Consider the following 20,033-nt stretch of genomic DNA (forward strand, 5'->3'; position numbering starts at 1 on the left):
TAGATTACAAGAAAAATAGAAGACAATTCGGTAATATAACAGAAAAATCCACAAAAAGAGAGGGAGAAAGTCGGCGGTATAGCGACTACAGAAGGGAGCAAAAGCTGATGCGGTGGAATGTGATGCCGGAAGGATCTTTAGATCGTGGGGCCTTGCGTTTAACAGGAGAGTTTATTCGTCTTCACGCTAATGAATCGCCTTTTTTATTGCCTGACGTGGTGCGGGCCGCCGTCGTGGAGGAACTGACATGGCGAGGCCAATATTATCCTGACCCGAGTGGTTCGTCTTTAAAACGCGTGTTGGCTGAACGGTTGGGCCTTGCTCCGGATCAGATTGTCTTGGGATCTGGGTCGGGTGATATTATTGAACATCTGATTCGAGGATTGACCCAAGTGCCTAACGAGATGATTATTCCTGAGCCCTCGTTTCCTTTATATGAAGCCATCGCACGAACACAGTCAGCCGTGGTTCGCCACGTTCCTCTTCGCAGTGATGGGTGCCTAGACTTATTCGGGACCTTACAAGCTGTTAATGGGCGAACATCCCTTATCATCCTTTGCAATCCCAATAATCCCACAGGAGGATACCTCCCTTTATCCGAAATTGCAGCGTTTTTGGACGAGGTCCCCTCAGAGGTGGCGGTATTGTTGGACGAAGCCTATTGGGAAATGACCGATGCCTATGCCAAAGGACAGCCTGGGGCTGAAACGCTATTAGCACGCTATGACAACCTCTTAATTTCCCGTACCTTTTCTAAGTACTATGGGATGGCGGGTATGCGCTTAGGGTATCTCTTGGCTGCGAATGCGGCCGTGGCGCAGGCGGTGCAGCGCCGCATGAGTCGGGCTATGCCCAACCGCTTAGCCTTAAAAGGCGCAGAAGCGGCACTGTCTTCGGCGGCAGAGGCGGCATACCGGGAATATGGAGCCATCATCCGCCGCGAGCGGGAGTTGATGGTACGGGAAATGACCGCGTGGAACCTTTCGGTCTACCCCACTCAGACCAATTTTATTAGTGTGGCATGGCAGGATCACAGCCATGCTATGGATAGTGCCCATATTGCGATACGCTCCGGTCAGACAATGGGCTTACCGGGTTTTTCCCGCATTACGATTGGCACCCCGGAACAGAATGACCAGGTCTTACGCGTGATTAAAAACAGTTTGGTGACCACAAATCTTTATGCACCGTCGACCATTGATGCCAGATAGAGAGGATGGACAACCATGGCAGAAAATCGTGCATTGGGACAAGATGTTGGTCGATTGCAACCGCCCCAGCAGCTCGCTAAAGATCTGGGATGGTTAGCCGTCATTGGATTAGGCATTACAAGTGAGGTGGGGGCTGGGATCTTTTATTTGACCGCCCAGGTGCAAGCCGAGGTTCCTGGCATTGGTCCTCATGTTCCGTTGGCCTTAATTGTGGACGCTTTACTCGCCACCGTTTTGGCCTTGACCTATTGGTTCTTTTCTCACTCTATTGCGGGTGCTGGCGGAGAATATCTTTTTGTCTCGCGTAGTCTGGGGCCGCAAGCCGGGTTCATTGTCCATGTCGTCTCATGGTTTGGCGCAACCGCCAGTATGGGGTTTTTGGCTTATACCGCGCCGTCTTTTTTGTCCGCTGCCCTGATGCCTATTGCTTCTGGTCTGGGGACATGGCTGGCCACACCCATGGGCACGGTCGTTGCGGGGTTGATAATGATATGGGGAGCGTGGGCGATTCATGCCCGAGGCGTCAAGCATGTCGGAACATTAGTGAAGGTGGCGACGGCGGTTATCGCGGTGGCGGCTAGTACGGTCATTGTTGTCGGGTTTTCTCATGGGCCCAGCACCTTAGCGCAGAAGCTGGCTGAACACGACCATCTGTCCTTCGCCTTTTTAAATGCACACGCGGGTTCTTCACCGCATTGGGCAGCATTTTTGGAGGCCTTGCCCATATTGTATTTCGCTTATGCAGGTTTGCGCAGCACGACATATGCGGGCGGCGAGGTGCGTCAAGCACGCAAAGTGGTGAGTGGCAGTGTCCTGGTGGTGCTGGGCTTGGTTGCGATATTGTACGTCACATTTGCCTTGGCGCTCTATCATATGGCGCCTTGGTCGGTTATCGCGGGCCTTATCGCGACGGGCCACAAGTCATTGGCGAATGCTTCTGCACTAACGGGATTGTTTTTACCCGCGTGGGCAGCTATTCTCTTAAGTTTCGCCGTTGCGGCCATTGTGTTTAAGACAATCTTGCCCGGAATGATGGGCCAATCGCGGATGTTGTTGGCCTTTGCCGAAGACGGACTCGTGCCGCAAGGTCTTAAGCATTTATCCTCGAAGAAAACGCCGGTACGGGCCTTAACTGTTGGGGCGGCACTGGCTAGCGTGGTCTTAATCCAAACCGGGTTGACCGGGACGCCTTTTGGAGTGGCCGCAAGTGTGTTAGCAGGTGCTATCGTACACGCTGCTTTGGGACTCGGGCTTATTATGATGCCGCGCATGGCACCAGGTTTATTTGCCGCCAATCAGAGCTGGCTTGCTGGGCGACCGGGTCTGCGAGTCGCCTTAGGGACACTGATGATCCTGATTGGCGGTGGTATGGGGGTTCTTGTTGTGATTCCTGAAATAGCCAATCCATGGTATGACAATCCACTATTTGAAGTCGCCTTGTTCGCGGTAATTGGGATCGCCTTATACCGAAACTATTGGCAAAACGTTCAGCGGACCCAATCTGAACAGCCCACCGCAGTAAATTCTTTCCCGCACCACAAGAGCTTGAAGCTGTCCAACAAGATGCCTAGGTGTGACACAGCAGAGACCAGGAATTAAAGACATCCGCAGAAGCGGGATAGACACGTCTGTTTAACAATACCTTCAATGCGTTGCCAGCTAAAGTCTTGTGTGACTTCGTCAAGTAGAGGGCAAAACGCTCTTCTTAAATGAGGACCGTTTTGCCGTGCCATTCCCAGAGAATAGGCGTTAGAGTTTGGTTAAAGATTCCGCAATGGTAGAGACTTGTGTTTGTGATAAGGTACGGGAACCTTGAATGAGGTAGTATATGCCTTGCCTATGAAAAGTTAAAGGCGGTGCGCTCTGACTCGCGGATGCGGCTTGATTCCACGTTCCGGTAACCGAAGAACCCAATATCGTGAGGGGCACCGTTCTTAAGACTGTGCGACCTGTGAGTATTGGCCTGGTAAACTCCTGAACACTAAAGTTACTATATTGTATTACGAGCATAGATCCTCCCCCGCTCATAAGGATTCTTTGCGTGTACTGGTATTGCGACCCGAACCCGCGCATAGGGACAGCCGCCGCGGGCAAGCCGATGGACTGGGCCGCCTGCATGATAAATGATTGTTGTTGATGGGTATACAGAATTGCGCTTTCCGCGTGCGTGCTGGAGGACCAACTGGGTAGCGCGGATGGCAGCGCCGTAGATGGAGAACTCGGCGTGATAGGCGAAGAGGTGGAGGAGGGAGATGAGGATACGGGACGTGATGACGGTGTGGTCGGCGGGGATGTGGAATAGGATGGATTCACAGTTCGTGAATGATTATGGTGAGAACCGGTCACGGGATGCCTCTTGGTGCCACAGCCGACGAGGACTATACTGCCCAAAAATATGGCTGCGCTGATGATGCCATATTGTCGTGTGAACATGTTATGAGGCCTCCTTGGTGGCAAAATAATGCCGTTGTCTAGAACAACGCGGCTGTTCCCGTGCCGGTTACAAGAAATTTGTGACAGGGGCCGTGCTGTGGATAGACACGGCCCCGGAAGGGCTCTTGCCTAGTGTGCGTTGCTTCTTATAGCGTAGGAGGCGTTGTTCCGGTCCAAGTTTGCCAATGCACTAACTCTTTGACGGCGAGGGCATCCGCCCACCGAACTGTTTTCAGTTGTGGTTCTGGCGGGAAATGATCAGTATAGCCGACACACAGGACGGCAACGGGTTGAATACCAGGAGGGATTTCCAGAACTTGGCGCAGGTGACGCGGTTCAAATAAACTTACCCAGCCCACGGCGACACCTTCCGCGCGGGCGGCAAGCCAAAGATTTTGCACCGCACATACGGCAGAATAGAGAGTCGTTTCCTCCATCGTGTGGCGGCCAAGCACTTCGGGTCCTCCGCGTTCGAGGTTGGCGGTAATCACTAGGACAATGGGCGCCTCGAGTAATCCTTCTAATTTCAGCTGTAAGAACTGTTGAGCGCGGTCGTCATCAAAGTACAGCTTTTGAACTTGTCGTTCGCGATCTGCTAAGCTTTTTAATTGTTGTTTGATGGCGGGATCTGTAATTAGAATGAAGTCCCACGGCTGTGAAAAGCCGACAGATGGCGCATGATGGGCCGCCCACAACAAGCGCTCTAAAATCTCGGGAGGCACGGGGTCGGAACGAAACTGCCGGATATCGCGACGGCTTTCAATGGCCCGGTAGACGGCTGCACGCTCAGGCCAGGAAAACTGATGGCGTGTGATGGCCCAAGGCGATTCAAGGGGGGCAGGGGTTTCAGTCAGCCCGGCTTCTTCAAATGTGGCCATTTCGCTAGCGATGGCGCAGGCTTGACGCAGCAGGGGCAAAGCTAATGCGGCGCCGCTGCCCTCCCCTAAGCGCAAGCCCCATTCCAACAGAGGATTTAGGCCTAAAGCGCTTAGTACCCGGCCATGGCCCGGTTCTGCGGATTGGTGGGAGGCGACAAGATAGTCGACCGCGGCGGGGGCTAAACGCACCGCGAGCAAGGCCGCAACACCGGTGAGATAGCCATCCAAAATGGTTACGATATGGTGCTGGGCTGCGCCCAAAATGGTTCCCACCATGGCCGCAACTTCATACCCTCCGAGTCGTGTAAGGACGTCAAAAGGCTCTAAATCCGGTCGATGATGGCGTTTCAGTGCCGCTTCAACCGTTCGGATTTTGTGTTCCCAATGGTCTTGGTCAATGCCCGTGCCGTGTCCCGTCATGGTGCGGGGCGATTCATTTAATAACGCCGACGCTAAGGCGGCGGCAATGGTCGTATTGCCAATGCCCACTTCTCCTAATAAAATCGCACGGTAGCCTTGGGCATGGGCGGCTTCTGCGCGTTGAATGCCTATAGTAAGCGCCATCAGGCATTCGTCCGGCGTCATGGCGGACTCGTCCACAAAATTGCGGGTTCCGGGCCGAATTTTTTGAGAGACAACGATCTTATCACGATCGTCATTGGTCCATTCGCCGTTCACGCCGACGTCAATGACTTTTACAACACTCCCAGCATGACGCGCCAAAACGGAAATGGCGGCAAATTGGTGTTGATAGGCACTGAGCATCTGGGCTGTTACGCTTGCCGGATATTGTGATACCCCGAGCGATGCGACGCCGTGATCGCCTGCGTAAATGAGCGTAATCGCTGGATCGACAGCAGGTCTGAGGGTGCGCTCGGCGCTCGCGAGCTGACACGCCAAGCGTTCTAACCGGCCTAAACTCCCAGGAGGTTTGATTAAGGCATCTAAATGATTTTGCATGTCGCGGTGAATCAATCGGTCCTTAGGCAAAATGTTGTTCAGTACTTGATCGAGGTCAGTTAAAGTTGTTGCCATCGTTGTTCTCTCCTTAGTCACCGTAAGTTCTAGAACGAGTTGGGCCAAGATGGGGTGAAAAAAATGCCCGACCTTAATAGGTCAGGCATTTTACCATCACGCCCTCGTAGCCTTTGTCAATTGGGCAGGTCTCCTGGCTTCGGGTCATCGTAGCATCGTCTTCCCACCCCAAAAGGGGCAGTGACGTGTTGATGCGTCTCACCGATTACAGTGGCGGGACCGCTCCGGACTTCCACCGGATTTCCTATTCTCCCGTTCGGGCACCCAATGACGTTATGAGCATTGTAGCGTACAGGAGAAATTCCAACAAACCTAAAATTGGTAAAGAAAGACAAGAAGGCTTGCTCGAATCCAGCAAAAAAGCTCTCCACATGTCCTGGGCTCATGGTTGTTTGCAGAGGAGGCCTTTTGAATAAAGCGCGAAACCCCCGTTATCGTTGTCCTTATGGTCCCTCTTGTCTTAGCAAGTCCATTATCCGTGCATAATCATGGGCGCCTTGAATAGCTTGTGCAACCAGCTTCTCGTACTCCTGGTGGCGGGATAGAGCGGCCTTTATGGGTTGAACAGAAGGAAGAGGCACGCTTAAGGAATAAATGCCCATGGCCGCAAACAAAATGGCCCACGGGACATCGGCCGCTAATCCTCCACAAACACCTAATGGCAACTGAACGTCGCGTGCACTCGCTGCAATGGCGTGGATGAAGCGGAGCAGGGCGAGACCACTATGATAAGAAGCGTCCGATTCCCTATCGGTGGCAAAGAAGTATTGCGACAAGTCGTTCGTGCCTAATGAGGCAAAATGGGCGCCATGTAAGGCAAGTTCGGGAACTAAAAATCCTAAGGACGGCACCTCGATCATGACGCCGAGGCTAACGTCATTGGCCGGGGATGATGACACCGTGGAAGCCACGCGCTTAGCCTGATCGCGACAAAAATCCCAGTCCTCGGTGGTTGTTACCATCGGAAACATAATGGACATGGGAGCGACTTCGGAGGCCCGGTAAAGGGCGGTTAATTGGTCCTGAAACAAGGTAGGATGGGTCCGGTATAACCGCATGCCGCGTGTGCCCAAGGCAGGATTCGGCTCAGAGGGCATGTCTAAAAAGGCCAGCGATTTATCGGCTCCAATGTCAAAAGTTCGGAATATCACTGGTCCTGAACTCTTCCGAAGAACATCACGGTATATCTCTTCTTGTTCGGAGATGGATAAGAGACGGCCGGCTTGTTCTAACAGCATTTCCGTGCGAAAAAGCCCTACCCCGTCTGCGCCAACCGCTGTGGTTCGGCCGGCTTCGACGAGGGATGCGATGTTGGCGCGCACCTCAACCGTTCGCCCGCTTGGGAGGGTGATGGGGTTTGTATGACCTAGCAATCCCTGCTCAGTGGGGCTTGAAGCAGGAGCTTGGGCCTCGGTATCGACCACGCCATTGGCACCATCGATGCTGACAACTTGTCCTTCATGCATGTCACGAATGGCGGCTTTGTCCATAACAACTACAGGGATCCCAAGATTTTGAGCAATGAGGGCGGCGTGCATCAGGGGGCTGCCTTGCGTGCAAATCACCCCAGCGACCGGGATTTCGGCCCATGTCAAAATGTTTTGGACCAAAAGGGTCTCACAGAGCACAATAGAGCCTTGTGGGCAGGCATCTTCTTGAACAGGGGCCAACGCATTTTGCCATAACTGACCCACTTCGCGAATATCCGCCGCACGTTGGGCGAGGTACGGGTCGTCAACTTGCAGCAAGGTGTTGGCAAATTCGTCGCAAGCCTGAGCGATGGCACTATACGCGCTAACACCGCTGCTGATGAGCGCTTCGACGCGGGCAAGGAGTTCGGGATCTTCTAACATGGATTTTTGGGCTAACAAGATATCCGCCCCGGTAGAAACGTGCTGGGCCTGCGTCTCTAATTGCAAGGCAGCGCTCTCCCGGGCTTGTTGCACGTTGGTGGATGTGCTAGGCGCTTCTGAGGTGGCTTGTACGATATGAATAGGGCCAGTGGTGCTCCCGGGAGATAACACACGACAGGAATAGTGCATTTATATGTCACCTTCTCTTGATAAATTGTGGGAGAGCGTTGAGGATGTATTCGTGTTCCCAACCACGAGGCACTTTACAATGCTTTCACTATGATTCATAATATTTTATGAAGTCAATAGCGAGTCGAAAATTTCACGGTATTTGTCTGAGCAGAGATAAAGAGAGCTCGGCGACACCCCTCAGGTGTCGTCGGGCTTTTTTAATGGGAGGTAGGAAAATGGTCGTGGTGATAGGGGCGGGCGCTACTGGATTGGGGGTGGCAAGGGACCTGGCCTTGCGGGGCGTGAAGGTCACGGTGGTGGACCAGTGGGAACCAGGCTTTGGGACATCGGGGCGTTTTCATGGTCTCTTGCACAGTGGAGCGCGCTACGTTGTGACCGATCCGACCGCTGCTGAAGATTGTTACCGTGAAAATACGTTGTTGCGGGCGGTGGCTCCGGACGCGATTGAGCAGACGGGTGGGATATTTGTTCGTTCGGAGGATGATGATCCCGGGTTCGAACAGGCGTGGCTGAAGGGCTGTGATCGTGCCGGCATTCCCGTGACGGCATTGGATCCTCGCGCCGTGCATCAGCGGTATCCGGACTTGACAACACGGGTGGCGTCAGCGTATTGGGTGCCCGATGGGGTCTTGGAAGGCTTTCATCTCTTGCAAATGCTGACTAAAGACGTGCTTGCCCATGACGGGACATTATTGAGCAAACACCGCGTTACCGCAATACAGACCGTGAACGGTCGGGTGACAAGCGTGAGTGCTCAAGGTCCGAATGGGGAAGTCGAGGTAGGGTGTGACGCCGTTGTCAACGCGGCCGGCCCTTGGGCCGGAGCCGTCGCCGACCTGTTTGAAGATCCGATCCCGATGCATCTCTCGTATGGATTAATGATTTTGTTTGCGCACCGCAAGTTTCCGGTGGTGGTGAATCGTCTAAAATCCCCGGGGGATGGCAACTCACCAGGGCTCAAAAATTCATGGCCTAGCTCAGAAGGGGTGACGCTATGAGCGCGATAACCATTATTGGGCAAGGGCCTGCTGCGCTATTAGCCGCCTCTTTTATCCAGGAAGTTCAGCAAGACTGTGTGATCGTGGCAGATTCGGAAGGCAGTTTGCCTTTGTGGAGCGGTAGCTTTGATTTTCATGCTCCAAGTGACGATATCAGCAACCCGTGGTCTTTACTCGACCGTCAACCGCTGATGCTGCCCGCTGAGACGTGGGCTTTCCTCTGGGAAAGCTTGGTGCGTTTTGAGCGAGCGGCTGGCATTCCTGTTGCGGCCGATATCCCGTCACATAATTGGTGGACGATAACGTGCACCGGTAAGTCAAAACCGGTGTTTGTTGTGCCACAGTGGCAATACGTTCAAAAAACCTTTCTGCCCGTTTGGTTTATCGGATTTCAAGGCTTGGCGGATTCCATGGCGGATTTTCAATGCCACACCTATCAGCAGCAAACGAGCGTGGACGCAGGGTTTCATGTGTTGCCTAACCCGGCCCCTTGGACACCTTCTTGGGGGCCGATTCGGTGGGCTAGCTACCTGGATACCGATGAGGGACTAAGTTGGTTAGTGTCAGAAATCCAGAAGGTGGCCCCAGAAATTCCTAAAACCTGGCCGATTTTGCTGCCGCAAGTGATAGGGCGCAGGAGGGCTGAGCACAACTTGCAAGCTCTGACGACGGCGTTGGGTCAGATGGTGTTTGAATACCCCCTCGTCACGCCATCTTTAGGGGGGATGCGCATCCGCGACCGTTGGGTGTGGTATCTCAAAAAACAAGGCGTGCCGTTTTTAACAGGGCGCGCCACCTCAGTCGAGAAGGGGCGGGTCACTTTGGCGGATGGGCGCCAGTGGCACAGTGACCATGTGATTGTCGCCACGGGCGGCATTCTCGGAGGTGGGCTTGAGGTGATGGTGGACGGACGCCTGCGAGATCCTCTTCGAGACACCGTGGTGGGAAGAATCCCACCCGGTCGTGCCATTGATCTGTACTCATGGGGACAAGCGGCCGACTACGGCACGCCGGAGATGACCGCATGCGGGAGTCAATGTGGGGGGTGGAATCCCAACCAAGATGGAAATGGAGGCGCCATGATTCTGGCAACAGTGTGGCAGAGTTTATGCCGGACCGGGATTTTCTCCAACCTTGGATCTTGTAACTCCGAAAGGAGCGTCACGCATGTGGGAAAATGATGATGCCTGCATCAAATGTTCCATCTGTATTAGTGTCTGTCCGGTCTATGGTCAGGACTTGGAGTTTCCCGGACCTAAGGCCTTGGGGCCCGATTGGTTTCGAGCGTATCAAGCCAACCCGTTGACTGTACCCAGCGAGCACGTCGATGACTGCACATTTTGTCAGTTGTGTGAGGCATCGTGTCCGGTGCATGTGCCCATCGCACATCTTATTGCGCAACATAAGAGTCTTAAGAAGAAAACGTGGCGTATCAACTTGCGAGACCGTATTTTGGCGCATCCGCACTGGGTGGCGCGCTATCCGCGCCTAGCGAATGCCCCCAACTTTTTGGTCCGCCCCTTAGGCTTTGGCACACAAAGTCGCTGGCCTCGTCCCCAAAGACGTGTGGCCCCGTTGTCTTCCTCACCTCAAGCGGATACTAGGCAGATTGTGGGGTTGTTTGTAGACTGTTATAGCAGGGGGTTTGACCAAGATGTCCTGTCAGCGGCTCAAGCATTATTGGAGCTTTGGGGGTTTTCGGTGCGGCTGTTGCCGCACGCTAGTCATTGCTGTGGTGCCGCCGCTTATGCTGCCGGCCAACCTGAGGAAGGACAGCGCATTGCACGCTCAACCTATGACGCCATGACCCCAGGTCTCACGGATCTCTCGCAGATTGTGACACTCAATGCGACGTGTGACAGCACGCTCAGGGAAGAATGGCCGCTGTACTGGAATTTGTCGTTGCCTGTACCTGTCCTATCCTTTTCGGAATTCGCTTTAGATAAGGCGCCTGCATGGTTTTGGGATGCAATGCATAAGGGGATGACGGCAGAACAGGAACAGGGGGAAACCACGTCTTGGATTCATACCACGTGCCGAAGCCGTGTGTCGCGTGGGGACGGCATATTAGAGCAACTTGCCGACAAAGCGGGCTTAGCTGCCACTCAACCATTGAATTTGGCCTGTTGCGGAGCGGGCGGATCCTATGCGTTCAAAGAGGAGCATGAAAAAACGGCTCATGCCTTGGGAGCGGCGGCGCTTGAGCAGGTCACAGAGACCCATGATCGGATTATCGTCGATAGCGGAACGTGTGCGTTGCATCTCACGCAGATTACAGGAGCATTGGCGAAACATCCCGCCTACTGGCTCTATCAACGCTTTTTGTCACTGACACAAAGGAGTGGGGACATTGCCTCTCAAGAAAAGTGATATGCCTGTGATCATTCAGGCCATTCGAGATCCCAATCAATGGCAGGACCTATCTCCATCCAGTCCCTGCTGGGTCTTCATTCTCGGGGGGACAATTGATAGTGTCGCAGAAAGTGTGGCGCGGTTGCAGCGCTGGGGTTGCAAAGTCTTTGTGCATGTCGATATGGTTAAGGGTCTCAATGGGGATTTTGAAGGAATTCGCTTTTTTCAAGAGTTTGCGGCGCCTGACGGTATTATCACGACGCATCCTTATACGATTACGCATGCGAAAAAGCTGGGCTTGGCCGCCATCCAAAGAATTTTTTTACTAGATAGCCAATCGGTCGAGTCTGGCATTCAACAAATCGCGCATGTCGATGCCGATGCCGTGGAAGTGCTGCCGGGATTGTTGCCCGTCCTCATTCGCTATCTGTGCCAGCGCATCGCTAAGCCTTTGATAGCCGGAGGCCTTATTACGACGACTGAACATGTGGCCGGTGCCTTAAACGCTGGCGCTATCAGTGTGTCGACCAGCAGCCAGCGCCTGTGGCATCAATCATGGGACCGGGCCTCTCTGACGGCGCCGCATCAGTCCAATCAATATCAGGAAGGATGACCAGAGATTATGATTACGCGTTCTTATGTGATTGCCGACCCCCAAGGATTACATGCCCGGCCGGCAGCGCAGTTTATTCAGGCTATGGCGCTATGTCCGGAAGCAGTGCAAGTCACCTTTGGAGAAAAGCAAGCTAATGGCAAAAGCATTCTTAATGTCTTGGCTCTTGGAGTACGGGCAGGTGATGCAATCGTTGTACACTATCAGACAGACGATGAAGCTATTGTGAAGCGGTGTGAGGAGGCATTACAGCCTCTGCTGCAATAAATGGACAGTGGACGGGGAACGTCTAAGGGCGTTCCTTTTGATTTGAATTTTGTTCATTAAGAGGGAGCCATAACACCTATGTTAGATGAAAAATTTACGGAATTATTCATCTCATCAACATAAAACGAGTCTTGCATAAATTAACAAGACGTTGTTTAATACAAATAGAACGGCAAGAGACAAGAGAAAGCCCGTGCACTGTTTGAGTGCGGGCTTATTTTTATTTGTTGGAATTAAACAAGGACAATGGAGGAATAAACCATGTCGACACAGCAAAAATATGGCAAGACCGGGTGGCGCGCTACGACCTGGGGTGAGCTGTTAGCAGAGTACCTGGGTACCATGGTGCTGTTAGCCTTTGGTGCCGGTAGTGTTGCGGTGGCGGTAGTAGGGCTAACCATGTCAGGCCGAACACTGGTGATTTTCCAAGGTGCTGGAGGTTGGTTATTAATAACTTGGGGTTGGGCTATGGCGGTGGTCATGGGCATATACGTGGCTGGCGGGATTACAGGCGCCCACATTAATCCGGCGGTAACGTTAGCCATGGCTCTGCGCGGAGCGTTGCCTTGGAAGAAGGTTGTTCCTTATTGGATCGCGCAGACCCTCGGTGCATTTACAGGAGCAGCCATCGTTTATGTGGACTATTATCCTGCTATTAATGCATGGAACGCAGCACATCATGTGATTTCACGATCAACTCCCGGCGGATTGACAACGTTTAGCATTTTCAGCACATTTCCGGCCTCGTATTTTCACGCCAACATGTTTGGTCCCTTTCTAGACCAGGTTATCGGCACATTTTTCTTGATATTATTTGTCTTGGCCATTACGGACATGAAAAATTTAGGAGTGCAAGGCAATGTCGGTCCTTTTATTGTGGGAATGGCGGTGGCCGCTATTGGTATGTCATTCGGCGTCGATGCTGGCTATGCTATCAATCCCGCTCGTGACTTTGGCCCGCGTTTATTTACATGGTTGGCCGGATGGGGGCCGAATGCCTTTCCGGGACCCTTTGGCTATTGGTGGGTTCCGATATTAGGACCATTCGTGGGGGCGGTTATTGGTGTGGTGGTATACAAATACTTCATTGAATTGACGCTGGAGAAGCGAATGACCTCAAAAGCGGCTGTGGGATTAGTGGATCCCGAGCCTCAATCTGAAGCCCAAGGGGGAACGGTCAATGTCTGAAGCGATCTATGTGTTAGCGCTCGATCAAGGGACCACGAGCAGTCGTGCGATCTTATTTGACCAGCAGGGCTTGCCGGTCGCCACCGGCCAACAGGAATTTAGGCAAATCTATCCCCAACCGGGGTGGGTAGAACATGATCCTGAAGAGATATGGCAATCGCAATGGCAATCTATTCAAGCGTGTCTTGCTCAAGCTAACGTGCCCATTGAGCAGATCAAGGCCATTGGCATTACCAATCAGAGGGAAACGACGGTGGTCTGGGACAGGAGGACAGGCAAAGCCATCTACAATGCCATTGTATGGCAGTGTCGGCGTACAGCCGATGTCTGTGATAGGCTACGGGCCCAAGGGTTCACGTCAACCTTTCAAGAAAAAACCGGTTTGGTTTTGGATGCGTATTTTTCGGGCACAAAAGTGGGATGGATTTTAGACCATGTGCCAGGAGCGCGCCAAGACGCTGAAGCGGGGCACTTGGCCTTTGGGACAATTGACAGTTGGTTGATTTACAAACTGACAGGTGGCAAGAAGCATGTCACGGATTATTCCAACGCATCAAGGACACTGCTTTACAATATTCATACGCTTCAGTGGGATGCCGACTTGCTCAATATTTTGCAAGTGCCGCAGAATATGTGCCCCACGGTTGTCGATTCCTCCGGAATTGCGGGATACACGGACACTCAGTGGTTTGGGAAAGAAATTCCCATAGCGGGCATTGCTGGTGACCAGCAGGCGGCATTGTTTGGGCAAGGATGCTGGACTCCGGGTACGGCCAAAAACACCTACGGTACGGGTTCCTTCTTACTGATGAACACGGGTGCGGAGCCGGTTCCTTCGCATCAAGGCCTTGTCACAACCATTGCATGGGGCATTAACGGGCAGGTGACGTATGCGTTAGAAGGCTCAATTTTTATCACGGGTGCGGTCGTTCAGTGGCTGCGCGATGAATTACAATTAATTCATGACGCCAAAGAAACAGAAGGTATCGCCTTGTCTGTGCCGGATACGGGCGGGGTCTACGTCGTACCAGCATTTGTGGGATTAGGGGCCCCGTATTGGGATAGCTATGCGCGTGGTACGATTGTTGGTCTGACCCGTGGAAGCAACCGCGCGCATATTGTGCGCGCAGCCTTGGAGTCGATTGCTTATCAGAGCCGCGATGTATTGGAGGCGATGATGAAAGATTCTGGACGGCAGATCAGTATGTTGCGTGTCGACGGGGGCGCTATCGCGAACAGGTTCTTGGCGCAATTTCAAGCAGATTTATTAAATTGCACGGTGGAACGGCCTCAAGTTACGGAAACAACGGCGATGGGAGCGGCATTTTTAGCAGGTCTTGCGACGGGTGTATGGCCGGGCTTTGAGCCTTTAGCCCAAGCATGGAAACGGGATGCACTGTTTTACCCCTCTATGGCGGAAGACACGCGGGATCATCTCTATCAACAGTGGCAGCGAGCGGTCGAGCGCGCGAAGAACTGGATTGAGCCCAGTGAGATGTAAAGGAGGCGACGACATTGAAAAAAATTATGAACAGTCCGGACACGTTAGTGGCAGAAGCGCTTGAGGGTCTTGTTATTTCCTTTCCCCAATACCTTAAGCAAGTCCCCGGAACCCATGTGTTGACAAGGGCCACCCCGAAGCCAGCCGGACGCGTAGGGCTTGTCTCCGGCGGTGGGTCCGGCCATGAGCCGGCTCACGCCGGTTATGTGGGTTACGGCATGCTGGATGCAGCCGTGGCAGGCGAGGTATTTACCTCACCAACCCCCGATCAGGTCTTGGAAGGCATTCGCGTAGCCGATCATGGGGCAGGAGTTTTGTTGGTGGTAAAAAATTATACGGGCGGAGCATCCGGGCTTCGTTGCAGGCCAAAAAGGGGCGCGCGCAAAGGGGCAAGGCCGTGGTGGGTGACAAGACCATCTGGTCTTCGCTGGCACAAGACGCTGAACTCGCACACGCGAAAGAATGGGCCGAAGCCACGGCTTCGTTGCAGGCCAAAAAGGGGCGCGCGGCATATCTGGGCGCTCGCAGTGTGGGTCATATTGACCCAGGCGCCACGTCTTCGGCGCTTTGGTGGCAGTGTTTAGGGCGCATTATAGGAGGGTCTGTATGACGGGCATGCTCTTGGTCTCTCATTCCAGAAAATTAGTGAACGGTTTGGCGGACTTAACGCGAGAGCTCAGCGGTTCGGTGGTTCCAATAGAAACTGCAGGGGGTGAAGATAGTTTAGGAGTCACAGCGTCCATGGTAGCTAGCGGCATAACGTCCTTGTTGGCGCAAGGAGTGGATGGCATTCTAATTTTGGGGGACCTTGGCAGTGCCTTTATTTCGGCAGAAACAGCCATTGACCTCGTATCAAGTTCAATACCTGTGCATATTGTCGACGCGCCGCTCGTCGAAGGTACCATCGCGGCTGCCATGACGCTTAGCACCGGAGCTGCAATCCCAGATGCTATCACCGCGGCAACAGAGGCTTATACGATCCGTAAAAGGTGACACTTGGTTGGCAGTAACCCAACGATGGCGGGAGAGTCTAATGCCCCAGGGACATATCTGTTTGACTGCATGGCGGCGTTGACATCGCTACGATTCAGGAATGGAGTCTATGAGCGGGCGGGTTGGTCTACGATGGTACACAGGTGGCGTTTCATAAGATTAACCTCATCAACAAGACTGGATTACAAATTACCCTCGGCAATGTGCAAACGCAAACTTCTGCTAGCAGGACGACATGTCGCGGCGCACAGTGTTGCGTGAGACGCGCCATAACAATAAGCGGAAAGGTTAACACCCTTCCGCTTGGTCCTTAGAGGATCCGTGTGAGAGTCCAAGAATGTGGTTTATAGAGATGTGGGGTTCTTTGGGATCGCTAGGTGCTTGTTAGAGTTAGGTGGTGGACATCGGAACATAATCAATGTCATAGCCAAACCTTCGGGGACCCCAGATTTCCAAGATATTCTTCGTTTTCATAATAGGTGGCGCCGGAATCATTAGTACGGCCACGCGTTGTCCATAGCGCAACCTTTCGGTGGTTATGGCTTGACCAGTGATGGGGTCAACTAAGGTTATCAAATCGGGTACTGTCGCGATAAAGTCATGAGTCCCTTGACGCACGACTAAGTTCTCGTTTTGGAAATCCACATACAAAATGTCTTTATTTAGGGGCATACCTTGAATTGGATGTTAGTCTAATTTGTGGACACCTCGAATTGAGACAAGATGATACAATCATTCTCAATTGAGGTGAATATCCGATGGCCAATCATTATGGTCGCGCCTTTAAAGAACAAGCGGTGCAGCTCGTGTTGACCCAACAAAAGAGTGGCGTCCAAGTGACTCGCGAACTCGGTATTCCCAGCAAAACGTTGTATGGGTGGATTGCCGCCTACAAAGCCGACCCGGTCGAACCCTTTGTCGGGAGTGGGCATCGGAAGGCGGAAGACCAAGCCCTGCGCGATTTGCAGCGGCGTATTCGAGATCTCGAAGAGGACAAGGCGATCCTAAAAAAGCGATGCGCCTCGTCACCAATGATCGGAAGTAATCTTTCAGTTCATTCATGAACACCGCTTCCCCGTCTCGACGGCGGGAAGGCGAGCGCATCAGTCAAAAAACGGTGGCGTGGTTGATGCACGACCATCGGTTGCGCTCTCGCGTGACACGGAAATATAAAGCCACCACAAATTCTCGGCATACGTTGCCGGTGCACGAGAACGTCTTGAACCAAACATTTACCGCCGATCGCCCGCACGCCGTGTGGATGGCGGACATCACGTATATCGCCACGGAGGAAGGATGGCTCTCTTGAGCGAGCCTTCAGGACTTGGTCCACCCGAAACATGGTGGGATGGGCGGTGGATCGGCGCATGACGCAAGACTGAGTTATCCGGGCCTTAGACCGCGCGGTCATTTGGAAGCCCCCCTGCCGAAGTTTCAATCCACTCCCGACAGGTTAGTGCCGGGAGACGGAACATCGGAAACATCAAACCCCAAAAACTCAGCGTTTCAATCCACTCCCGACAGGTTAGTGCCGGGAGACCGCGGCCACCACCAGCCTCGTGAAATCCGCAGGGAAGTTTCAATCCACTCCCGACAGGTTAGTGCCGGGAGACATCGCCCCAAAAACCGCAAAACGGCATAAACTTGGTTTCAATCCACTCCCGACAGGTTAGTGCCGGGAGACGGGGTCTTTTCGGCTACGATCAAAGGGAAAACCCGTTTCAATCCACTCCCGACAGGTTAGTGCCGGGAGACAAATAAACTGCCTAGATTTTTGTCAATCCAATGTTTCAATCCACTCCCGACAGGTTAGTGCCGGGAGACTCGGGGCCAATGGTGTGGTGGTCGGGACTGTAGGGTTTCAATCCACTCCCGACAGGTTAGTGCCGGGAGACATGTGACGGTAGACGAAGCTACGGGCGTGGGAATCGTTTCAATCCACTCCCGACAGGTTAGTGCCGGGAGACACTAGTGCCGGTGATTGTCTCCCCGCTGGTGACGGGTTTCAATCCACTCCCGACAGGTTAGTGCCGGGAGACATGCTGAACGTGCTAGCTGCCGACACCAAATACCGGTTTCAATCCACTCCCGACAGGTTAGTGCCGGGAGACAAATAAACTGCCTAGATTTTTGTCAATCCAATGTTTCAATCCACTCCCGACAGGTTAGTGCCGGGAGACGCCGGGACGCTGTCCATTATCTCTTTGTTCAGCAGGTTTCAATCCACTCCCGACAGGTTAGTGCCGGGAGACCATGTGGATAGGAATATCGTAATGGCTTCATAAAGGGTTTCAATCCACTCCCGACAGGTTAGTGCCGGGAGACAAGTCCGTAGCGGACTGCTGTTGATAGACTTCATGGTTTCAATCCACTCCCGACAGGTTAGTGCCGGGAGACACTGGGCCGTGAAAGTCGCCCGTAGTCTGCGTTATTGCCTAGTAATGCGCGAACGTCAAAAATGGGGCCTCTTAATCCTAAGTGTTTTGGTGTCATATAGGTCTCTTCCCTTTCGCATCAAGAGGCGCGAACCTTCCATAAAATCCACGGTCACTATAGGTTCGCGCACTATACACCACACCCGTTAGAACCTAAAAAATGAGCGGATTATCGAAATCTACGTACCGGTTGATTCCCTTGGACCAGACACACTCATCATGCGGTCCGGACAATCGGTATATTCTAACGTTGTCTTCGCGAGGACTAATCACGTCTAAGAGTGAAGTTTTGAGCTTGTGCAGCTCTATTTCGCTGACCCGGCACTCGAAAATCGAGTATTGTACGCGTTGCCCATAATTCAAACATAGCTGCGCCACTTTCCTTAGGCGTTTTCGTCCCATAGGAGATTCCGTAGCAATGTCATACGCAACAATAATGTCCATGGTGCACTCCTCCTATCGAAAGAGAAAGGGTTGGTAACTGGATAGATCTCCGCGAAGAAAACGTGCAAGGATTTTGGCTTGATATATCGGTAACAACCCTATTGGCACATTTTGTTTCAATAATTCATGATGAATTTCCTCCTGCTTCCTTTTTTGGTAGGCCATGATAAATGTTTTGCGTCCTTTCTCTTGAAGCACAACAGAGCCACCAGGCCGATAGAGAAAATCCTCTGCGGTGATTTGACGTCGATTGACGACAGACAAAACTAAGCGGTCGACGACATGCGCACGAAATTCTTCCATCAAGTCCAGCGCCAGGGCGGGGCGGCCCGGGCGCAAGACGTGCAAAAATCCTATTTGAGGGTCCAACCCTACAACCTCACAAGCGCTCTGACACTCCTGTGTCAGCATGGCATACCCAAAAGATAGCAATGCGTTGATTGGGTCTTTGGGTGGCCGCCGATTTCTTCCGGTGAAGGTCCATGCCGCATCGTCTTGGCGGATAAGCGCAGGGAAAGCGCGAAAATATTGTCGCCCAATGATGCCTTCTAGCCCACGTAGAGCATTCACGGTAGTAAATCGGGAAACGTTCCGGCCGATTGCGGTTACGGCGCGTACCGCTTTGAGCAACTGGCGCCGTTGACCTTCAGTGCCCGCGTCGCGCCCTCCTCGAACAAGGACCTGCCGCTGATTGTGAATCTTGCCCGCCACAAACATCCTTGCGATTTCAAGGCTTTGTTGGCGAGCAGCGGTTTGCTGGGCCACTCGCAGCAAAACATTTCCTGAGCTCGGTCCCTGCAATCGTCCGCGGAACGCGCCATACTCGGTCATCCAACTGAGGGACTTCCCGTCTTGGGCCAAACGGTGAATGAGATAGGGGCTGACGAGAACATTACCATAGGCTACGATAGCCCCAAGATGGTGCAGAGGAACCCGAATCAGCACGACGTGGTCGGCTTCGACGATGATTGTCTCGTGGTCCAAATGTGCATACGAGCCTGGCGTGGTTAAGTAAAGCGTATTTTCCAAAATCACCTATCATGATCCTCCTTCAGCATGTCCTCTAGGAGCATCGTCGTCGAGCCATAAAGTGTTGGCATACACTGATCCTCCAAGGAGCAGCCTACACACCGTTCGCGGCGCTCGGTGGGGGGAGGCAAATGCCGAGCCAAGATCAGTTGCCGGATGGTCTCAACCGTACGGCGCGTCTGCTCGCGCAATGCTTCCGTCACAATGACTTCCCGGCGTCTGCGGCTTTTGGCGTGGTAAATAGCTCCGCGCGGTACGGCCATCCCCAGCATCTCTTCGAGACATAAGGCCTGTGCGCATAACTGCAGATCGTCATTGATCCACTTATGCCGTTTGCCGCGCTTATACTCTACGGGATAGGGAACATGGTCATGCCACTCTACGACATCGGCAATACCGGTCAACCCTAATTTTTTGCTCCACAAGCGCAGAGATGTTTCGACCGGAACACTTTCTGCGTGGGAACCGACTTCGTCCACGTGCTGATGCAAATCTGTGCCTTCGGTCGTGTACAGGTTATCCTCAAAGATTTGCTCCTGATAAATCAGCGCACAGCGTCGTGGGCAGTAAGCATACTGATTTAAGGAGGAGATCGTCACGAGTGTTTTCAT

20 protein-coding genes, 1 pseudogene, 1 CRISPR repeat array and 1 riboswitch are annotated in these 20,033 nt (G+C 53.0%); of the genes and pseudogenes, 14 read left to right on the forward strand and 7 right to left on the reverse strand.

Features of this window, described 5'->3' with window-relative positions:
• Positions 1-107 precede the first annotated feature (107 nt).
• Complete coding sequence (locus ORD20_RS06255) at positions 108-1,211, forward strand: pyridoxal phosphate-dependent aminotransferase (RefSeq protein WP_103376508.1); 1,104 nt, start codon at positions 108-110, stop codon at positions 1,209-1,211.
• 15 nt (positions 1,212-1,226) lie between these two features.
• Positions 1,227-2,810 carry an APC family permease gene (locus ORD20_RS06260; RefSeq protein ID WP_103376507.1) on the forward strand — a complete coding sequence of 528 codons (1,584 nt, stop codon included), beginning with the start codon at positions 1,227-1,229 and terminating at the stop codon, positions 2,808-2,810.
• Positions 2,811-2,960: 150 nt separating this feature from the next.
• Here the strand turns inward: ORD20_RS06260 and ORD20_RS06265 are convergent, their stop codons facing one another.
• The 3 genes from ORD20_RS06265 to ORD20_RS06275 all read right to left on the reverse strand — a co-directional run bounded on the left by ORD20_RS06265 (position 2,961) and on the right by ORD20_RS06275 (position 7,599).
• Entirely contained in the window at positions 2,961-3,644 is a 684-nt protein-coding gene (locus ORD20_RS06265; RefSeq protein WP_146039099.1) for a hypothetical protein, read from the reverse strand.
• A 146-nt stretch (positions 3,645-3,790) separates the two neighbouring features.
• On the reverse strand, positions 3,791-5,557 hold the full coding sequence (gene cobT, locus ORD20_RS06270) for a nicotinate-nucleotide--dimethylbenzimidazole phosphoribosyltransferase (protein WP_103376506.1): 1,767 nt from the start codon (positions 5,555-5,557) through the stop codon (positions 3,791-3,793).
• A gap of 106 nt (positions 5,558-5,663) precedes the next feature.
• Positions 5,664-5,840: riboswitch (cobalamin riboswitch) on the reverse strand.
• 160 nt (positions 5,841-6,000) lie between these two features.
• On the reverse strand, positions 6,001-7,599 hold the full coding sequence (locus ORD20_RS06275) for a putative PEP-binding protein (RefSeq protein WP_103376505.1): 1,599 nt from the start codon (positions 7,597-7,599) through the stop codon (positions 6,001-6,003).
• 218 nt (positions 7,600-7,817) lie between these two features.
• On the opposite strand from ORD20_RS06275, the gene ORD20_RS06280 reads away from it, so the two are divergent.
• The 10 genes and pseudogenes from ORD20_RS06280 (at position 7,818) to ORD20_RS06325 (ending at position 15,514) form a co-directional block, all read left to right on the forward strand.
• Entirely contained in the window at positions 7,818-8,600 is a 783-nt protein-coding gene (locus ORD20_RS06280) for an FAD-dependent oxidoreductase (RefSeq protein ID WP_430626609.1), read from the forward strand.
• Positions 8,597-9,781 (forward strand): hypothetical protein, encoded by a 1,185-nt coding sequence (locus tag ORD20_RS06285; protein ID WP_103376503.1) that lies wholly within the window; start codon positions 8,597-8,599, stop codon positions 9,779-9,781. Before ORD20_RS06280 ends, ORD20_RS06285 begins: the two co-directional genes overlap by 4 nt.
• On the forward strand, positions 9,768-10,970 hold the full coding sequence (locus tag ORD20_RS06290) for a (Fe-S)-binding protein (RefSeq protein ID WP_103376502.1): 1,203 nt from the start codon (positions 9,768-9,770) through the stop codon (positions 10,968-10,970). Before ORD20_RS06285 ends, ORD20_RS06290 begins: the two co-directional genes overlap by 14 nt.
• Positions 10,951-11,565 carry a glycerol-3-phosphate responsive antiterminator gene (locus ORD20_RS06295; RefSeq protein ID WP_369825289.1) on the forward strand — a complete coding sequence of 205 codons (615 nt, stop codon included), beginning with the start codon at positions 10,951-10,953 and terminating at the stop codon, positions 11,563-11,565. Before ORD20_RS06290 ends, ORD20_RS06295 begins: the two co-directional genes overlap by 20 nt.
• A gap of 9 nt (positions 11,566-11,574) precedes the next feature.
• Positions 11,575-11,832, forward strand: coding sequence for an HPr family phosphocarrier protein (locus ORD20_RS06300; RefSeq protein WP_103376500.1), 258 nt, complete (start codon positions 11,575-11,577; stop codon positions 11,830-11,832).
• 261 nt (positions 11,833-12,093) lie between these two features.
• Positions 12,094-13,020, forward strand: coding sequence for an MIP/aquaporin family protein (locus tag ORD20_RS06305; protein ID WP_103376499.1), 927 nt, complete (start codon positions 12,094-12,096; stop codon positions 13,018-13,020).
• Positions 13,013-14,521, forward strand: a complete 1,509-nt coding sequence (gene glpK, locus ORD20_RS06310) for a glycerol kinase GlpK (protein ID WP_103376498.1) — start codon at positions 13,013-13,015, stop codon at positions 14,519-14,521. The genes ORD20_RS06305 and glpK overlap by 8 nt, the downstream gene beginning before the upstream one ends.
• 14 nt (positions 14,522-14,535) lie before the next feature.
• Positions 14,536-14,862, forward strand: a pseudogene (locus ORD20_RS06315) (dihydroxyacetone kinase subunit DhaK); the annotation flags it as partial.
• Positions 14,863-14,918: 56 nt separating this feature from the next.
• Positions 14,919-15,131, forward strand: coding sequence for a DAK2 domain-containing protein (locus ORD20_RS06320; RefSeq protein ID WP_430626610.1), 213 nt, complete (start codon positions 14,919-14,921; stop codon positions 15,129-15,131).
• Positions 15,128-15,514, forward strand: coding sequence for a PTS-dependent dihydroxyacetone kinase phosphotransferase subunit DhaM (locus ORD20_RS06325; protein ID WP_103376495.1), 387 nt, complete (start codon positions 15,128-15,130; stop codon positions 15,512-15,514). Before ORD20_RS06320 ends, ORD20_RS06325 begins: the two co-directional genes overlap by 4 nt.
• Before the next feature lie 390 nt (positions 15,515-15,904).
• On the opposite strand, the gene ORD20_RS06330 is transcribed toward ORD20_RS06325, so the two are convergent.
• Positions 15,905-16,186 carry a DUF917 family protein gene (locus tag ORD20_RS06330; RefSeq protein ID WP_103376494.1) on the reverse strand — a complete coding sequence of 94 codons (282 nt, stop codon included), beginning with the start codon at positions 16,184-16,186 and terminating at the stop codon, positions 15,905-15,907.
• An 86-nt stretch (positions 16,187-16,272) separates the two neighbouring features.
• Between ORD20_RS06330 and ORD20_RS06335 the strand changes: the two genes are divergently transcribed.
• Positions 16,273-16,578 carry a transposase gene (locus tag ORD20_RS06335; RefSeq protein WP_103376493.1) on the forward strand — a complete coding sequence of 102 codons (306 nt, stop codon included), beginning with the start codon at positions 16,273-16,275 and terminating at the stop codon, positions 16,576-16,578.
• Entirely contained in the window at positions 16,575-16,823 is a 249-nt protein-coding gene (locus tag ORD20_RS06340) for a hypothetical protein (protein WP_103376492.1), read from the forward strand. The genes ORD20_RS06335 and ORD20_RS06340 overlap by 4 nt, the downstream gene beginning before the upstream one ends.
• 122 nt (positions 16,824-16,945) lie before the next feature.
• Positions 16,946-17,911: direct repeats of the CRISPR family, unit length 37 nt; unit sequence GTTTCAATCCACTCCCGACAGGTTAGTGCCGGGAGAC.
• A gap of 191 nt (positions 17,912-18,102) precedes the next feature.
• Here the strand turns inward: ORD20_RS06340 and cas2 are convergent.
• From cas2 to cas4, 3 genes are read right to left on the reverse strand one after another with little or no spacing between them, the layout of a single operon-like run.
• Positions 18,103-18,393, reverse strand: a complete 291-nt coding sequence (gene cas2 / locus ORD20_RS06345) for a CRISPR-associated endonuclease Cas2 (RefSeq protein ID WP_103376491.1) — start codon at positions 18,391-18,393, stop codon at positions 18,103-18,105.
• Between the two features lie 12 nt (positions 18,394-18,405).
• A complete protein-coding gene (cas1c, locus tag ORD20_RS06350; protein ID WP_103376490.1) occupies positions 18,406-19,428 on the reverse strand; it encodes a type I-C CRISPR-associated endonuclease Cas1c in 1,023 nt (340 codons plus the stop codon).
• Positions 19,425-20,033, reverse strand: a complete 609-nt coding sequence (cas4, locus tag ORD20_RS06355; protein WP_103376489.1) for a CRISPR-associated protein Cas4 — start codon at positions 20,031-20,033, stop codon at positions 19,425-19,427. The genes cas1c and cas4 overlap by 4 nt, the downstream gene beginning before the upstream one ends.

It is taken from the genome of Sulfobacillus thermotolerans (genome assembly GCF_039623705.1).
GTDB lineage: Bacteria > Bacillota > Sulfobacillia > Sulfobacillales > Sulfobacillaceae > Sulfobacillus > Sulfobacillus thermotolerans.

Bases quoted from the DNA above. Each gene is read 5' to 3' on its own strand.
- ORD20_RS06340 (WP_103376492.1), top strand. From the start codon at position 16,575: ATGAACACCGCTTCCCCGTCTCGACGGCGGGAAGGCGAGCGCATCAGT.
- ORD20_RS06300 (WP_103376500.1), top strand. From the start codon at position 11,575: ATGATTACGCGTTCTTATGTGATTGCCGACCCCCAAGGATTACATGCC.
- ORD20_RS06325 (WP_103376495.1), top strand. From the start codon at position 15,128: ATGACGGGCATGCTCTTGGTCTCTCATTCCAGAAAATTAGTGAACGGT.
- ORD20_RS06330 (WP_103376494.1), bottom strand. From the start codon at position 16,186: ATGCCCCTAAATAAAGACATTTTGTATGTGGATTTCCAAAACGAGAAC.
- glpK (WP_103376498.1), top strand. From the start codon at position 13,013: ATGTCTGAAGCGATCTATGTGTTAGCGCTCGATCAAGGGACCACGAGC.
- cas4 (WP_103376489.1), bottom strand. From the start codon at position 20,033: ATGAAAACACTCGTGACGATCTCCTCCTTAAATCAGTATGCTTACTGC.
- ORD20_RS06290 (WP_103376502.1), top strand. From the start codon at position 9,768: ATGTGGGAAAATGATGATGCCTGCATCAAATGTTCCATCTGTATTAGT.
- ORD20_RS06275 (WP_103376505.1), bottom strand. From the start codon at position 7,599: ATGCACTATTCCTGTCGTGTGTTATCTCCCGGGAGCACCACTGGCCCT.
- ORD20_RS06305 (WP_103376499.1), top strand. From the start codon at position 12,094: ATGTCGACACAGCAAAAATATGGCAAGACCGGGTGGCGCGCTACGACC.
- ORD20_RS06255 (WP_103376508.1), top strand. From the start codon at position 108: ATGCGGTGGAATGTGATGCCGGAAGGATCTTTAGATCGTGGGGCCTTG.
- ORD20_RS06285 (WP_103376503.1), top strand. From the start codon at position 8,597: ATGAGCGCGATAACCATTATTGGGCAAGGGCCTGCTGCGCTATTAGCC.
- ORD20_RS06280 (WP_430626609.1), top strand. From the start codon at position 7,818: ATGGTCGTGGTGATAGGGGCGGGCGCTACTGGATTGGGGGTGGCAAGG.
- ORD20_RS06260 (WP_103376507.1), top strand. From the start codon at position 1,227: ATGGCAGAAAATCGTGCATTGGGACAAGATGTTGGTCGATTGCAACCG.
- cas2 (WP_103376491.1), bottom strand. From the start codon at position 18,393: ATGGACATTATTGTTGCGTATGACATTGCTACGGAATCTCCTATGGGA.
- cobT (WP_103376506.1), bottom strand. From the start codon at position 5,557: ATGGCAACAACTTTAACTGACCTCGATCAAGTACTGAACAACATTTTG.
- ORD20_RS06335 (WP_103376493.1), top strand. From the start codon at position 16,273: ATGGCCAATCATTATGGTCGCGCCTTTAAAGAACAAGCGGTGCAGCTC.
- ORD20_RS06265 (WP_146039099.1), bottom strand. From the start codon at position 3,644: ATGTTCACACGACAATATGGCATCATCAGCGCAGCCATATTTTTGGGC.